Here is a 16,884-nt window from a genome sequence, read left to right on the forward strand (position 1 = left end):
ATTGGAGTATTCAAAATAGGGGAGCATAACGTTTAGAACAGTATGCTCCCTTAGTGTTATTAGTTTGCGAATGCCCAAGGTTCAGCTTTTTGGCTGATAAAGTCATTGCTAGAGTTGTTGGTGTCTTGTAGAATCTTACGTCCCCCAACTTGACTGTCGGTTTTGCGAATAATAGATTGTGAAGAGTAAGAACCATTTTGGACCACTTGGAAACCAGCATCAATAAAAGCATTCAATTTTTTGGGAATTTGACTGCTTTCAACATTAGGCTGTACTTCCACACCATCCAAAATCCAAGAAATTGGTAATTGACGATACTTTGTCGCATCTGGTCCAGGAAGGGCGGTAGATGGTGCCGCATAACTCTTTAATGCTAAAACCTCAGCTCTTGTTTTTCCTTTAAAAATGAAATAACTATCTCTTCCAAGGTTATCCAATATCCAGTCGTTTCCTTGGTAATTAATCACCTCGACATTTGGGACGTTCGGATTGTTAATATCCGATGCAAAAGGAGTTTCGCCAGGAAGATCACCATAGTGAACTTCGAAATCTGCCTTGCTAAGATCAACGGTCAGCGATGGGTCTTTCACAGAAACTTCCTTACCGTTATTTCCTGTGAAAGGTACTTTATGGTTCAAAGCATTTTGCGCAATTACGATACTTTCTCCAGGTTGAATCGGATAGGTTTTACCTGTTCCTGGGATCATGAATAAGTCTCTTAAGTATACATAATCAGTGTTTGCTGCATTACCCATGGTCATTTCAGCAGATTTTGACCAGTCAAATTGACCATTTGGTTGAAAATAATGTTTTGAGTCTGAAGGCGTTTGTTTTCCCCATAAACGTCCAAAATAAAGGCTGTCAGCATATAATACTTGATCTGTGTTATTATAGATTTCAAAGAATTGATCTCTAAAAATAGCGCCATTTTTCTGGTCAGATCCAGCATAATAGATTTGTTTGATGATAAAGTTCCCCATAACACCGGCAACCAATTCCAATTGTAACTCCTTGTTGTTGATGATCTCCACTTTTTTGGCCGAGGCATTAAAGGTGATGGTTGCCATATTGATGTCCTCATTTGTCAATAGCTTAAACTCCTCTTGAGTAAAAGTAATGCTTGCCTCTAAATCGTAAGAACCAGGAGAAAGATTAGGAATTTGAATTAAACCATTCTTTTGTTTTACTTCTGTTGTAGATCCATTTAGAAGATTTTTAAATCGAATGGTAACTTCTTTATCCTTTAATGCAGTATTATAGGATTCGTTAGCATAGGAAAGTTGTAAATCAAGATTGGCAGTTGCCGTATCTGGACCATCTTTTGAACAAGAAGCAAAAATTGCTAGCGCACTGAAGAATAAGAGTATTTTTTTCATGATGAGTTAAAATTTATACGTTATTTGAGCTCCATAGTTTGGAGGCATGTTTGGTGTAAGTACAGATAAGGAGGTTCCCGAGGAACGACGAATGCGAGGTTGGTAATCTAAAAAGTTATATACATTAAAAGATAATCGGAGATTATCGCCAATTTCTTTTGCCACATTTAAGTGTAAATTGCCGTAAAGGAGATTGCCTTTATCGTTAGCTTCTTCAAATTCCTTCTTGCGTTGGTCATATAAAAATGCATGCTGCGGATTATTCATGTTGAATTGATCGATAGCCACGTATTCCATATCTCGTGTATAATATGCTAATGGAAAATACTGGCTTTTAACGGTCTTCTGCACATTCATCAATTGAAAATCAGCAATCATTTCAACGATAAGGCGTAATCTCGGGAAGTGCGTTGATGAACCAATACGGCCTTGACTAAAGAAATTTTGTCTTTTCAGAGGAAGGTATATTCCAATGGTGACATCCTTAGGGTCAGAGCCATCTCGATTATACTCCTTTTCGGAGTTATAATAATCCTGATTGACACTACTGGTAAATCCACCTGCAACATTGAAAGATGTATAGATACCAGGTATTTTAGGAGTGGAATACATGACTTCAAAACCAAGGTTGTCAATGTCATTAGCGTTTAAGATTTGGGAAGGTCTTATGAAGTATTTCGTGCTCCCAATTTGCTCAACCAATGGTTTTTCTCCGGGTCTTGCAATGACGTCATATTTTGGCAATTCGATTATTTCGCGAAAACTAGTTGAATTAAATCCTCTACGATTGGCCTTGTAGTAAGTATTGAATGCTAAATGATGACCATCTTTTCCATATCTGAAAGTTGCTTCTAAAGTTTGGGAGAACTGTGGTTTTAACTGTTCAGATTTAGGGTCAAATCTATATACAAAAATTCGGTTGGTACTCTCATTGACTAGTCCATTATAGGCATTTAATAATATAGTTTCCATGAACGTAGGACCTGGGTAAAGGTGAGCCAAACTTGGAGACTTAAATCCTAAACCATAAGCTAGTCCTAGGCTGCTGTGCTCATTCAACTTGTAATTCAAATTTGTTCTAGGGGAAATGGAAGGATGTCCATTTTGAAAATCCATACGAACCCCTGCTGTAATGTTCAATGGTTTTCCTGCTAACTTAGCGTTAATTCTATCTTCCAAATAAAACCCAATATTCCATGAAGGATGTATTAAGGAGTAATCATAATATCGTTCTGAATATTGACCTATCCCTTTATTCGGTCTATTAGGATCACTTATACGTCCGAGACCATTATTTTTCGAATAGTCTACATTTGTCCCAAAATTGAGGTAGTGTGTTAAGCCTGCTATTTTTGCAACAGCATTGGCTTCAAGTCGACCATTAATACTTATTGGCCTTCCGTCGATATGATTTACGGCGGTATACTGACCAGTATCATAAGTTCCTTCTACGACACCAGTTCCCGTTGTGTCGGTATAAAGGACATAAGCATCGTTGTAATAATATTCTCGATAGGATACCTGATGACCTTCTTGTAGGCCTAGATTAAATCCTATACGCTTCAAAAAAGAACCGTTAGGTTGGTAGCTCAATCGCGATGAAACACTGTAGTTCCATCCTCCAAAGGTAACTGCAGTGGATTCAGCATCATCTGGATCTTTATTTACACCGTCTAAAGTCTTATTGTATGTACCTGATACAGTTTGTTTCCATTTGTCCGATTTACCATAGCGAATGGTCCAGATTGCCGAACCGTTAATACGCTCATATTGTTTTAGCTTATCTCGATTATCTGCATAGGAGTTGACATAAGATAAATCTAAATTTAGGTCTCCAAGAGTTGGTGATAATTTAAATCCCTTGGACATACCATAAGAGGTTGCATCATTTCTGGTTTGTAACCTGAAAAACGCCGGTGTTCTCCCTGCCTGTCTTTCTACAATAATAGCCCCATCGGTAATATCACCATAACGTACAGGAGCAACCCCAGAAATTACTTCAATGCTTTCTATACTCTCCGTTGGAATTTGACGGATATCAACACCACCAAAAGCACTTTCTCCACTGTAATTGGACGCGGTATTATCCCCTCCTATACTATAATCTGCGCTACTAACGGATAAGTTTGCGCGTGATAAACCAGTGATATTTGGATTGCGACTCTGCATGTTTGAATTGTTGCTGAGCACCATATCATCCATAATGATTGCTGTTCCAAATGCATTATTCATTTGATTGACATTTCTGGCAGATCCGCTTGTCTCCGCAAAAGCTCCTCGAAGGTTTACATTCTGCATGGCTTGAACGGAGGGCGCCATGATACGACGATTGGGAAGGAAATTTAAAATGTCGTTCAAGCTCAAAGAAGGATAGCGCTCAATCATGTCCCTATTTATTAACAAAGAGGAATTACTTTGTTGACCCTGTTTCGCTTGAACGGTGATTTCATCCAATGCAAAAGTTGAATTCTTCAACAGAATAGCTGGAAAGGAATTTATCTTTTGCAAATTATACTCCCTTGATTCTGTTTCTTTTCCGAGATATGAATAAATAACTACTGTTCGATCTGCAATTTTATTGTTAATTTGAAGACTATAATTTCCTAGACTGTCCGTATAAAGCTGTATTCCCAAATCAGGTATCTTTATAGACGCATTTGCAATTCCCTGATTTTTTTCATTAATAACTCGACCCTTTAACACTTTGGTTTGTGCAAATAAGGAGCTTGTTGTTATTAATAATATAAGCAACAAAATACTAGAGACCAATGAAGGGTAATGTTTCATTTTTTACTGTTAACAGGTCGATTCGCTGCAAATATAGGAAATTGTATTTTATTTATAATAATTCTAAATAGAGCTTTTCTTATTTTTTTAAATATGTCTATAGTATTAAGTCTTTTCTGTTTAGTACAATTTTAATTGTTGTCAACCTTGAATAGTACAATACAATGATTTTAGCTAGGACTTAGAAAGATATAAAGAAGTTTTTCGAATAATATGTTCTATACCAAGTATTAGGAGCTGGAATAAGATGGCTGATTGTTCTGAATACGTGTTTTTCGTTGATTTTCTGACTTAACTCTCTCCTTGTATTTGAGATTATAAAATTGTTAAAATGGGTAGATTAAGTTAAGAATTGTTATTTTTGGTAAGATTCTTGTGACAGCGCAATGGCGTTGTCATGTTTATATGACTATTTTGAAATACTTCAAATTTAATTACACTATAATTTTAGTCCCAATAATTAGGATTGATTATTCGTGTAAGTTTAATGCAAAAAATAATACTGAAATATGAGAAAAACCATTTTTTCGTTACTTCTACTGTCAGTAGGCGGTTTCGGAGTAGCGCAAGCCCAATTTTCACGTCCTTTAAGTGTTGGAATTGGTGGCGGAACGACCATCAATCTTACTGATTTAGCTAATGTTGAACCTCAATTTGCCGGTCACCTAGATGTGGATGGTTTGATTACACCTTTTATATCAGTAGGGGTGCATGGAGAGCGTGGAACGCTAAAAGGTCATGGCTACGAAAGCGATTTTAAAAATAAATTCTGGGCTTTTAACGCGAATGCAAAAGTTAGAATGGGGCAGTTCATGGGACTACCTGATAACTACAGTTATTACAATTTGCAGGCTAGCTCATTTAATAAGATACTTGCTAATGTTTATGTCGGAGCTGGCGCTGGGTTTATCAAAAATGATATTGAAGCCAATATTTCTTCTCTTTATCGCACATATATTGAAGAAAATGGAGGGCAAATCTCTACTGAGTTGAATGGAATGAACTTTATTGTTCCCATTAATGTAGGTGTTGATATTCCTTTCGGAAGAACATTGTATGGACCACAGTGGGCTGTTAATATTAATTACCAACACACTGTAACTACTAAAGATAATCTTGATGCAGTTGTGAACAAGAAGGATGATCACTACGGTTATATCTCCTTAGGTTTAAAATATGCCTTATTCAATAGAAAATAGGCTGGAATAGGAAGAAGTAAAGAAATTACAATCACAATTAACATATTAAATAAATTAATTAAACTATGAAAAGACCATTCCTAAATAGGATTTATGGTACATTATGCTTAGCCATTCTGCTAAGTGTAGTAGGTTGTACTTCCTCAGGTAACTTATATAAAGCACCAAAGGTATCAGCTTTTCGTGGAGGAAAGCTTCCTCCGCCTCCGGGTATGGTATATGTTCCTTCAGGCACTATTTTATTCAAAGGATCTCTAGATAGCGGAAATGTAGGGAAGAATGTCAGCTTAAGTGCTTTTTTTATTGATGAAGCTGAAGTGACGAATAAGCAGTATCGTAAATTTGTCAATTGGGTAGCAGATTCCATTGCTGTTACAGATTACCTTCAGGATGACCAATACTTCTTGGACATTGCATCAGAAGATGGATCTAGCAAACGCATTGACTGGAAAAAAGTAAATCGTATTTCACCAATTTGGAAGAGTCAAGATCCAAGCATCACTGAAAAACTGATGCCTATGCTTGTAATGAAAGGCTATAACCGATCATTAAACGCAGATGTGGTTAAATACACATACTCTTTCTTGAAAACAAAAGGTAACTTGAAAAAGGAATATGTAACAGAAACTGTTTCTGTTATGCCAGCTGAGGATATCTGGTCTAAAGATTTTCCAAATGCACAATTAACATCGCTTGATGCAAACTATTTCTCTCACCAATCATTTGATTATTATCCTGTAGTAGGTGTGACTTGGAGACAAGCTCGTGCATTTACGGATTGGAGAGGTAAGGAAATGATGGCTAATGTGATGAAGAATTCTTATTTAAGTGGATACCAATTGACATTTAGTTTACCTACTGAAGCTCAATGGCAATATGCCGCTGAAGGTAAGATTGATCCTCGCGATACCATTGCTGGAAAACGTATGACCATTGATGGTGATAATGGAAAAGAAAAATTAGCAGTCAACTACAAACAAGGCGAAGGTACTTATTCAAGAGATGGGGCTACTTTTACATTGCCTGTTAAGTCGTATTTACCAAATGCATTCGGTATTTATAATATGGCTGGAAATGTGTCTGAATGGACTTTGGATGCTTATAGCCCTTCAGCAGTTGCTTTTGTGAACGACTTAAATCCGGTGTTGTTATATGATGCAGATGAAAAAGATGCAGATGCTTTAAAACGTAAGGTGGTGCGTGGTGGTTCTTGGAAAGATAATGGAGAGCAGTTAAATAGTGAAACCAGAAATTATTCTGTAGACTATGAGCCGCACTCTTATATCGGTTTCCGTTGTGTCATGTCTGCATTTGAAATGCCGACCACACAAAGTAAGACACGGAAATATTAATGATGACGATTAAAAGATTTGTATTATGAAAAAATGGTTTTTACTTGCAGCCGTAGCAATGGGAATTAGCCCAGTCATGGCTCAAATAATAGATACTGTACCGGTTACTCAGGGTCAACAAAATACCCAAATTCAAATGCTCGACACAACCGCTCAAGGTGAGCCTTTGATGGATACTATACCAACTACAGATGGCTATTTTCAAGTTAACAACTTAGAAGATGCTGTTCCTTTCGCATTCCCTGAGGTCAACGTGAAGAATATTCGATTCTATAAACGTGTATGGCGTGATATCGACCTTAAGGATGAACGTAATTTTATTTATGCTGTTCCAGGAAACTCCTTGATGGAAGTTATCATGAAAGCAATTGAGAAAGGAAAATTAACACCTTATAGTCCTGAAGACGATTCTTTCAAAGGGAAGCTTTCAGCAAGAGAAGGAATGGCGCGTTTTGCAGATAGCGTTCTAGTCCCAATCTTTGATGATGAAGGAAATCAAATTGATTCTAGAATGACCTTGAATGAATTTAATCCAGAGCGTGTAACAAAATTTAGAGTCAAAGAAGATATTTTCTTCGACAAACAACGTGGCCGTTTAGAGACACGTATTATTGGTGTAGCACCTTTAATGGACATTACAACTTCATCTGATTTAGCAGCAACAGTAGGTTCTACACCTGCCTTCTGGTTGTATTTCCCACAACTACGCTATGCACTTGTAAAAGTAGATATTTCAGATCCAGATAAAGGATTGTATGATATGACAATGGATGATCTTTTTGTACAGCGTAAATTCGCGAGTAAGATCATTCGTGAATCTTCACCAGGTATGTTGCAACAAGCTGAACTTGCAGCGGCAGATAGCCTGCAAAATGATTCTAAAGCAATCGAGGATAAAATCGATACGTATAAGAGACGTCTTTGGAAAAACCCTAAAGGTGTGAAAACGGAGAATCTAGAAGGCTATGAGCGCGACTTGAAAATACAAGAAGAAGAAAAACTTTTGAAGGAGCAAGCTGAACAAGAAGAGCAACAACAGCAAATGCGTCGTGAACAACGAGAAAAGCAATTGCAAGAACAACAAAATCAGCTTTATCAGCAAGGAACAGAAGAGTCTACAGAAAGCAATTAACTCGATAAAAAAAAGGCTGCACCTCATTAAGGTGCAGCTTTTTTTTGTGCCTTATCCTTGTGTAAATTCAAAGGAAAACTTACTTCTGGTTAAGGGTTTATTCCAATTCTGATAAACTCATAAAGATAAGGTATTCGAATAGGGTAAGGGAATAAAATATGAGAGCTAACCCATTAATATTGATTCTAACTATCTGTCTTATTTAGTTTATTCAATTATGGAAACAAAAAAAGGACTCACCCTGCGAAAGATGAGTCCTTTTTTTATATCAATATGATTAGTTCGCTGTTAAAGCTACAGCATTTAATTGTCTAGGAGATCCATCAGGACCTACTGCGATAATATTATCAAATATTACACGCGTTCCTGGGCCAATACCGTTCATAGCTGAACGCATAGATGAGTTTAATTGATTTCCTGAAGTGGAAAGTACAATTGCATCTGCGCGTGGCTTAGCAATAATCAACGTGAATTTGGTTACTTTAAAGGATGCATCGAAATCGAAGTTGTCTAGCTTGGCAAAGATTGCATTTTGTGCTTTGATTGCAACAGTAGCCATAGAACCACCAGTCTTTCCTGCAAACTGTGCAATTGGATCTGGAATTCTCTTCACGCGGAATTCTGTAGTGCTTAAAGTTTGTGTTTTTCCTGGGGCAACTTCTGCTGAAACAGAAATACGTGCAGTACCAGGTGAGCTCACACGAACATTGTATTTACCACCTGAACCAGAGATACTTCCGCCAGACATATTTACTTTAATCTTGTTGGTCGGGGTACCAGGGGCAGATACTGAAATCGGATTGTTAACACCGATATAAAGCACATTCATTTTGTCAGGAGATACCACTGCTGAAGGTCTTGCAACTTGGTAAGTCTGTGCAGGAGTACGGTATTCCTTGATGCTTCCGTCAGTTTGTTTAACCTTGATGATACCTGTCCAAGTAAAAATACCTTCTTGATTAGTAGCCGCACGGTAAACTCCTTTTCCATCTACCACATCTAAATTACTACCATTAACAGTAATGCTTGGTTGAGATTTGGAGTCAGAAGCTGTCAAGAATACTTCTGCGCTGTAAGGTTGTCCCTGTACCAAATATGAGGTTGGGGCAACTGCAACTGCTGCAAATTTATCTAAGTTAACCACTGCTTGATCCATTTTCCCTAAGATTAACTTAACCATGTCAGATTCCGCATTTTGCGCATCAGTCTGGATTTTAGTTAATATAGTCATCGCGGCAGTCAAAGGAGTACCTGAACCAAAGTTAATTTCCTCCCATTGGCGTTTCCCGTTGACTGGTTTTTCAGGATCATTAGCCTCTAATGAAAAGGAAACAGATTTCTGTTCTTCAGGTGTCAACAAGGCTAATAATTTAGCTCGAGTACCATTGATTTTATCTTTAAGTTCCTTTCCTTTCTTTTGGTTGATCATCATATTTGGGGCGATGTCTTCGTTCTCCCGCATTTTTAGATCACCGGTTTTTTCATCATAACCGCCACCTTGGTTGACAAACTCTTCCTTAATGCCGTTGATGTATTGGTTTAAGTCTGCGATAATTGCAGATGCGTTTTTAGCCTTATCATAGATCGGTTTTGCGCGATCTGGCTCATCCTTTAACTTAGTGCTTTCAAAAGCTTGAAATAACTGTTGTACCGAGTTACTGACGTTTGATTTGGATGTTTCTAAACTGTTATTGATGTTCTTAAAGGCATCCAATATCGAATCGGGTACATTTAATGCAAGCAAGGCCAGCAGGACCAGATACAAGATGTTGATCATCCGCTGCCTTGGCGTTTCTTTTCCTAATGCCATTTTTTGGTTTTTATATTAAACAGGGATGAATTAAACTCTCGGTTGATTCATGGCAGTCAACATATTACCATATACGGCATTTAATGCGTTGAGGTTCTTAGCCAATTTATTAACTTCTTCTTTGAATGCTTTAGAGTCGTCTATGGATTCATTGAAGTTTTTCATGGTAAAGTTTAAATTCTCATAGAAACTGTTCATAGACTGTAGGTGAGCTGAAGAATCACGTAATTCTTTCTCATACATGCTATTCAACTGTCTTAAGTTGTTAGTCAAATTCGTTACTTGCTCATGGTAATTCCCAGTGTCCGAATTTGTGTTAGATAAAGCAACTAAATTAGCAGAAGCCTTCTCGAAAGCTACACTTAAGCCATCAAATTTCGATGTAGCTAAACGTAACTTCTGTGCGAATTCATCAGTAGCTACAGATACATCCGACATTTTGTTAATTGCTGAAACCTTCTCGCCAAAATCACGAAGACCTCTACCTAGGCTTTCGATGGTAGCAGGCTCAATATTTGCATCAGCAAACATTTTGTCTAAGGCCGCAGTTGTTGAAGGTGCTGTTGCTTGGTTTACCACCTGAACAGAACGGTTAGGCGATTCTCCAGTAAAGTTATCATCCAATTCAGGATAAACTTTTGCCCAATCTGGGTCTGCGGGAGGTGGGTTGAAACCCATTAAGAAAAACAGTAAAGCCTCAACTGTTAATCCGATACCAATGATGTAATTCGCCATCGATCCACCAATGTGAAGGATCTTAAACATAACACCAATAATTACGATACTCGCTCCCCAGGAAATGGCAACATGTAACCACCTGGAATTGTCTTTCTTTTTGCTCATAATGTCAACTTGATTGATCTATTTTTTTTAAGGGTTTTTAACTTTAGTTTAGTTGTTTTTGCGGCATCCATAGTTGGATTTTCACTGTATTTAACGTAAAATAGCCTAACTTATTACAATGTTATTTCTTAGATAGTATATATTGTTAATTTGTTATTGCTTTTTTTATTACCGAAACAGGTTCTGTACTTGCTTTTCATTTTCCAAATAATTAGTGGCCTTAAAGATATCAATTTTAAAGAAAAATGTTAGCTAAAATTCTAAAAAGGAATTCTAATCTCATTTTTTTGTCTATCCTTCCAATGACGAAAGTGCATGAAATTACATCCTATTTGTTATTATGCTTTTTTCTCATTCGAATATAACCTTGTCTTATTTATTTAATGTTAAATTTATTTGAAATAAACTGAAGAACAGTACCTTTGCTCGTGGGAATAATAGGATGTATCATTACGGCCTAAGTGTTTATCAATCTCCTAACGCTTAAACAATTAGCAAGTACATCCGATTGAAATTGAATTAGATGAAATACTTGAAAGAAAAAACTTCCGGTTTTATAAAAGAACAAAGAGGTTTTATTCGCTACGGAAAAGGCGCTGCCATGGTTCTTTTCATGGTTTTTACAGCTTATTTCTTTGACGACAGAGAGATTATTCTTCCTGAATTAGCCGCTCTCTCCATTGGATGCTTAGTTTATATGAATAGTGAATGGCGAGCAAAGCCTTGGGATCTATTTAAACTTCCAACTGCCACGGCAATTGCTGGATTCTTTATCAACATGCTTGCTCTTCCTCTCCTTGTCAAATTAATCATTGCAATAGCATTTACCATTACTTTGTTATTTCTTGCGAAGAACTTCTTGGCACCAGCATTAGCGACGGCCTTATTGCCTATTGTGACCAATTGTACTTCCTATCTATTTCTTTGGTCCATCGTATTCTTTACATTACTCCTTGCCATCTCTGTGCTTATTCGAGATGGTCGATCAGTTAAAAATGAACATTCTTTTGCTGTGCCCAAATTAGGAATGATGACCTATGGGATAATTATTCTCATGTGGTTTAGCGTATGCTATTGGACTGGCCATATAGAAATGGCGGCAATTCCTCCCGTTATTGTGGTAGGGCTTGAAAATGCTCACAAATCCAAATACACAATTAAAACGGGAATGAGGCAAATTGTTGTGCTGAGTATTGCCGCATTGGCGGGATCATATTTTTTCAGTCATATAGATTATCCGGCCATTAGTGTACTGCTTAGTTTCTTTACCGTATACAGTTTATTGCGATTGATGAAAATGAACCTTCCCCCTGCCTATGCAATGAGCATATTGCCAATGGTACTCCATGCTGTCAATCCCGTTGATTTTTCCATACGTGTATTTATAATGGCCTCTGTTATTTTTCTGTCCATCTATTTGATGAAAAAGCAAGAAAGTAAATTGAGATCAGTAGTTCAAGTCCTAAGGAAAAAGCCAGAATAAGCGTCACTCCATTTTTATTTTGGGTTAGAGTTGAAATGATGCAGATTTCATTATTGCATTACATCGGATTATTCCCTCCGTTTCTTGAAAGCTACCCAAGCATTCAAAACCCTTTTTTGATAGAATATTGAGGATTGATTGAAGCTGGTATTTACTATTGATGTTTCTTAAATATTAAATTTTCACGGGTTTTTACTTTATTCAATTTTGTTAACGCCTTCAAATTAAGCAAATCTTAAAGTCTTGTTAAGTTTTTATGTCTTTTTAGTTTCACAAAATAATTAATAGTTATTATTATTAATATTGCACTCGTTAACAAACAGGTTGGCCAACCGAAACCCCAAAGACCTGTAGAGAGCAGGAATGAATAAGAACTAATGAAATTATTTAAAAAATTAAGGAGACTATTTATGGTAAAGACTTTACTAGAAAGAAGGCGCTTTGGTATTCCATATGTCCAAGTCGTTCTTCATGTTTTTTTAGGGTTGATTTTGTTTTCCTGTAAGCCAAACTTTCAAGAGAGCATAAAGAAACATGACCCTAAGCAGCCTTTGGTATTATCTGAATTTTATCCATTGGAAGGTGGTGCCCGAGAGAAGGTATTGCTGGATGGAATGAACTTCGGGTCTGATTCAAAAGCTGTGCGTGTTTATTTTAATAGGGCTAAAGCCTCTGTAATTTCTGCAAATGGTGATCGGATTTATGTAATTGTGCCTCGCTTACCAGGAGATACCTGTAAGATCTCTGTAGCTGTTGGAAAGGATTCCATGACTTATGAGCAAACCTTTAGGTATCATAAGCAAGCTTTGGTCAGTACGGTTACTGGCAATGGAACAAAATTATTTAAGGCTGGAACATTGGCTGAAGCGCAGATATATGCTCGATACCTTATTACGGATGAAGAGGGAAATGTATTCGCTTCTTTTCGTGATGGTGGAGCCTTTGGATTAGCGCGTATTACGGAAAAACAGAATATCGTTACGCCGATTATGGTGAATCCGGATAATAAAATTATGACGCCAAATGCCGTAACTATACAGCCAAAGACAGGTGTGTTAGCTGTTGCTGCCGATCAACCAAAGGAGTTATTTTACACCTTTGACCCTCGAGAAGGATGGGCACCAAGGATGCGTAATATTAAGTACACGACGAAGCAGTTAAGCTCTATTGTGGATAAAGATCGCTTCAAGAACTTTATGAGTTACTGTCCTTATGATGGTCATATCTATACCCGCTATCGAGATGGCTCCATTGCGAAGGTAAATCCTGAAACCTTAGAGGCTGAGATTATTTTTAAAACCGCCATTGGCTCACAATATGGGCAAGCTTTTAATCCAAAGAAACCTTGGTTGCTGTATATAACCTTGGCAGGTAATACCCGGCCGAATTACCGTCAAGGAATTATGACCCTTGATATCCGAGATCCTAAGGGGTCTGGCGGATTAAAACGTCTGAATGCAATTGGTGGTGGATCTCATCGGGATGGTCCTGTAAAAGATGCTGTGTTCAATCAACCGCGTTCTATTGATTTTGATAGCGATGGCAACTTGTTCATTGCCGATTTTGGTAATAATTGTATCCGAATGCTGTCTAGCGAGGGTGTCGTTGAAACTGTGGCTGGTATTCCTGGTACCCGTGGATACAAAGACGGGGGTCCAGAAACCGCTTTATTCAATCAACCTTGGGGTGTGGCAGTTAATCAAGATGGTGTAATTTATATTTCTGATTATGGAAACGCTCGTATCCGTAAGCTCGTAATCGAATAATTATTCTAAAAAAATGAGAAAGATTTCATACAAACATAGTATGTCACTGCTACTGCTGTGTCTATTCATATTCCAATCTTCTCTTTGGGGACAAGAGAAAAAGGAAAAGATTTTTGTTTCCGGAAAAGTGCTTAACGAGGAGTCTCAACCTTTACCTAATGTAAGCATCTATGTTAAGGATAAAGCTGGAGCTGGAACTACGACAAATAAAGAAGGAGGATTTAAAATCACTGTTGATTATGGTGAGAAATTAGTCTTCTCCTTTGTGGGATTTAACAATCAAGAATTATTGGCTGTCAAGAATCAAACTGATACAGTCATTATTCTTCAAAAGAAAAGTACGGAACTCGGAGAAATTATCGTAGTAGGTCTTGGTACAGAACAGCGTAAGATTAGTTCCGTTGGGGCTATTACATCTGTGAATGTCAAAGACCTCCAAGCTCCGGCGGCATCCATAACCAATCTGTTAGGAGGTAGAGCAGCTGGTGTTATTTCCCTGCAAGGCAGTGGGGAACCCGGAAAAAACATTGCCGACTTCTGGATCCGGGGGATTGGTACTTTTGGTGCGAATACAGGTGCCTTGGTTTTAATTGATGGATTGGAGGGTGACCTAAATACCATTGACCCTGCCGATGTGGAAAGCTTTTCCATTCTAAAAGATGCCTCAGCAACCGCTGTTTATGGTGTTAGAGGAGCAAATGGAGTTGTCTTAGTCACGACAAAAAAGGGTATGGCGGATAGGTTGCAGATCACGGCCAGAGCCAATACAACCCTTTCTGTATTGAGTCGATTACCAAAATATCTCGGTTCATACGATTATGCCTTGCTTGCCAATGAGGCTGTACAAGTCCGTGGTGAACAGCCCCTATATAGCAAAGCGGAATTAGGTATTATCAAGGACCATATGGATACCGATATCTATCCAAACGTGAATTGGCAAAATGAAGTGCTTAATAAAGACTCTTGGAGACAAGGTTATTATCTGAGTGGTCGTGGAGGAAGTGGCGTTGCGCGCTATTTCTTAAGTCTCGGAGGACGTTCTGAAAGTGCTGCCTATAAGGTTGATCGAAAAAGTGTATACAGTTCCAATGTAGGGTTCAGTACCTACAATTACAGGATCAACCTGGATGTTAATCTGTCAAAAAACACCTCGGTGTTTTTAGGATCAGATGGCTTTCTTTCTAGCCTTCAACGCCCTGGGATTGCCAATACCGATTATATCTGGGAAGCACAATCTACATTGACTCCTTTGGCAATTCCCAAACAATATTCTAACGGTCTTTTACCGGCATTAGGTGCTAATGGGCTTTCATCCCCTTATGTCATGATTAACCGCACAGGTAAAGGGTTAAACCAAGTCTATAAAGGTAAGATTACACTCGCCCTAATGCAAAACATGAAACAGATCCTTCCCGGATTAAAGTTCCGAGTTCAGGGTGCCTATGATATTCATAGCTTTTTCAATGAACACCGTTATATACAGCCAGCGCTGTTCAAATCCCTTGGCCGAAATCATAATGGTGAATTGATTATGCAGGAAATGGTAAAGGAGCAAAAAGCAAGTTATTCCAAGGGTGTTTTGCAGTATAGAAAGTTCCACTTGGAATCTACTATTAACTATGACCGTATTTTTGCTAAGGATCACCGTGTGTCCGGGCTTATTTACTACTATTTAAGTGATGCAAAACATACTAAAAATTCACTGAATAATATGTCCGCAATTCCTGAAAGGTACCAAGGTATGTCCAGTCGTTTGACCTATGGTTTTCGAGATACCTATTTATTCGATGTAAACTTTGGTTATACCGGATCTGAGAACTTCCAACCAGGAAGACAGTATGGATTCTTTCCTTCTGTAGCGATGGGTTGGGTTCCTACAAGTTATAAGCTGGTCCAGGAGCATATGCCTTGGTTAGGGTATTTTAAGATCAGAGGGTCTTATGGTACAGTAGGGAATGACCGAATTACAGAAAGAAGATTTCCTTATTTGACGCGTGTAAATGTTCGGACAGAAGATGTATGGGGTAGAGGTGGAATTGAATCCATTACGGAATCGTCCATTGGGGCAGATAACCTGGCTTGGGAAAAGGCAATTAAGTCCAATATCGGTATCGAGGGTAAGTTATTTGATAATAAACTGGACTTTGTGGTTGATTACTTCCAAGATCAACGTAACGGGATTTTCCAACAGCGTGTTCAAGTACCGGAATATGTTGGGGTGATAAGCATGCCATTTGGAAATGTAGGACGGATGAAGAGCTTCGGGGCTGATGGAAATGTATCCTATTCAACGGATATTTTCAAGGAATTGAAAGGAACAATCCGGGCGAATTTTACTTATTCAAAAAACATGATTCAGAACTGGGAGCAAGCTTATTTAGAGCATTCCTACCTGGAGTTTAATGGGTATCCCTTAAATGCTGTAAGAGGTTACCAGGCAATAGGCTTATTCAAAGATGAGGATGATATCAAGTATAGTCCAATTCAAACCTTTGGAGAAGTGGCTCCTGGCGATATCAAATATAAGGATGTGAATGGTGATGGTCGAATAAATGCACTGGATCGAGTTCCCTTGTCGCGTAATACCTTTCCGGTATTAATGTATGGTATGGGTATGGAGTTAAGCTTTAAGCAGTTTTCCTTAGGCCTATTATTTAAAGGGACAGGAAGTACACCTTTTTATAATGTAGGCCAAGGTGGAAATGGTTTGGGTTATGTGCCATTCTTTAATGGGAGCGAGGGGAACGTGGTTAGTATTGCCAATGATCCGAAGAATCGTTGGGTACCAAAAGAGTATGCTTTAGCAAATGGTATTGACCCATCACTAGCGGAGAATCCTAATGCGATCTTCCCAAGGTTAGATTACGGTCGCAATCGGAATAATACCCAGTTATCCAGCTTTTGGAAGCGTGATTCGAGGTACATCCGTCTTCAAGAATTAACCCTGAGTTACCGACTTCAAAAGGATCTCCTTCGCAGAATTGGGGTGTCCTCCATGGATATTCAATTCATCGGTAATAACCTCTACATCTGGGATCAGGTGAAACTTTTTGACCCTGAACAAGCGCAATGGAATGGTAGCAAGTATCCTATTCCTGCCACCTACTCCCTTCAATTATATATCAATCTTTAGTGC

The 16,884-nt window shown here is 38.2% G+C and carries 10 protein-coding genes; 6 read left to right on the forward strand and 4 right to left on the reverse strand.

Annotation, left to right across the window (positions count from 1 at the left end; all coding sequences use genetic code 11):
• Positions 1-59: 59 nt before the first annotated feature.
• Both ACP6L2_RS17090 and ACP6L2_RS17095 read right to left on the reverse strand, forming a co-directional pair.
• Positions 60-1,376, reverse strand: coding sequence for a DUF4876 domain-containing protein (locus ACP6L2_RS17090; RefSeq protein WP_440510463.1), 1,317 nt, complete (start codon positions 1,374-1,376; stop codon positions 60-62).
• A gap of 6 nt (positions 1,377-1,382) precedes the next feature.
• Complete coding sequence (locus ACP6L2_RS17095) at positions 1,383-4,163, reverse strand: TonB-dependent receptor domain-containing protein (RefSeq protein WP_440510464.1); 2,781 nt, start codon at positions 4,161-4,163, stop codon at positions 1,383-1,385.
• A gap of 509 nt (positions 4,164-4,672) precedes the next feature.
• Here ACP6L2_RS17095 and ACP6L2_RS17100 point away from each other — a divergent pair.
• The 3 genes from ACP6L2_RS17100 (at position 4,673) to gldN (ending at position 7,846) form a co-directional block, all read left to right on the forward strand.
• Complete coding sequence (locus ACP6L2_RS17100) at positions 4,673-5,362, forward strand: outer membrane beta-barrel protein (RefSeq protein ID WP_440510465.1); 690 nt, start codon at positions 4,673-4,675, stop codon at positions 5,360-5,362.
• A gap of 65 nt (positions 5,363-5,427) precedes the next feature.
• Complete coding sequence (locus ACP6L2_RS17105; RefSeq protein WP_440510466.1) at positions 5,428-6,714, forward strand: SUMF1/EgtB/PvdO family nonheme iron enzyme; 1,287 nt, start codon at positions 5,428-5,430, stop codon at positions 6,712-6,714.
• A 25-nt stretch (positions 6,715-6,739) separates the two neighbouring features.
• Positions 6,740-7,846: a type IX secretion system protein PorN/GldN gene (gldN, locus tag ACP6L2_RS17110; protein WP_440510467.1), complete on the forward strand. Its 1,107-nt coding sequence runs from the start codon at positions 6,740-6,742 to the stop codon at positions 7,844-7,846.
• A 277-nt stretch (positions 7,847-8,123) separates the two neighbouring features.
• Here gldN and gldM read toward each other — a convergent pair whose 3' ends face one another.
• Positions 8,124-9,656: a type IX secretion system protein PorM/GldM gene (gene gldM, locus ACP6L2_RS17115; RefSeq protein WP_440510468.1), complete on the reverse strand. Its 1,533-nt coding sequence runs from the start codon at positions 9,654-9,656 to the stop codon at positions 8,124-8,126.
• Positions 9,657-9,686: 30 nt separating this feature from the next.
• Positions 9,687-10,499: a T9SS inner membrane protein PorL/GldL gene (gldL, locus tag ACP6L2_RS17120; protein ID WP_440510469.1), complete on the reverse strand. Its 813-nt coding sequence runs from the start codon at positions 10,497-10,499 to the stop codon at positions 9,687-9,689.
• Positions 10,500-11,022: 523 nt separating this feature from the next.
• Between gldL and ACP6L2_RS17125 the strand changes: the two genes are divergently transcribed.
• From ACP6L2_RS17125 to ACP6L2_RS17135, 3 genes are all read left to right on the forward strand, one after another.
• Positions 11,023-11,982: a hypothetical protein gene (locus ACP6L2_RS17125; RefSeq protein ID WP_440510470.1), complete on the forward strand. Its 960-nt coding sequence runs from the start codon at positions 11,023-11,025 to the stop codon at positions 11,980-11,982.
• A gap of 410 nt (positions 11,983-12,392) precedes the next feature.
• Positions 12,393-13,748, forward strand: coding sequence for an IPT/TIG domain-containing protein (locus ACP6L2_RS17130; RefSeq protein WP_440510471.1), 1,356 nt, complete (start codon positions 12,393-12,395; stop codon positions 13,746-13,748).
• A 13-nt stretch (positions 13,749-13,761) separates the two neighbouring features.
• Positions 13,762-16,881 carry a SusC/RagA family TonB-linked outer membrane protein gene (locus tag ACP6L2_RS17135; RefSeq protein ID WP_440510472.1) on the forward strand — a complete coding sequence of 1,040 codons (3,120 nt, stop codon included), beginning with the start codon at positions 13,762-13,764 and terminating at the stop codon, positions 16,879-16,881.
• Positions 16,882-16,884: the final 3 nt, after the last annotated feature.

The sequence above is a fragment of the Sphingobacterium lactis genome, from assembly GCF_051951495.1.
Lineage (GTDB): Bacteria > Bacteroidota > Bacteroidia > Sphingobacteriales > Sphingobacteriaceae > Sphingobacterium > Sphingobacterium lactis_A.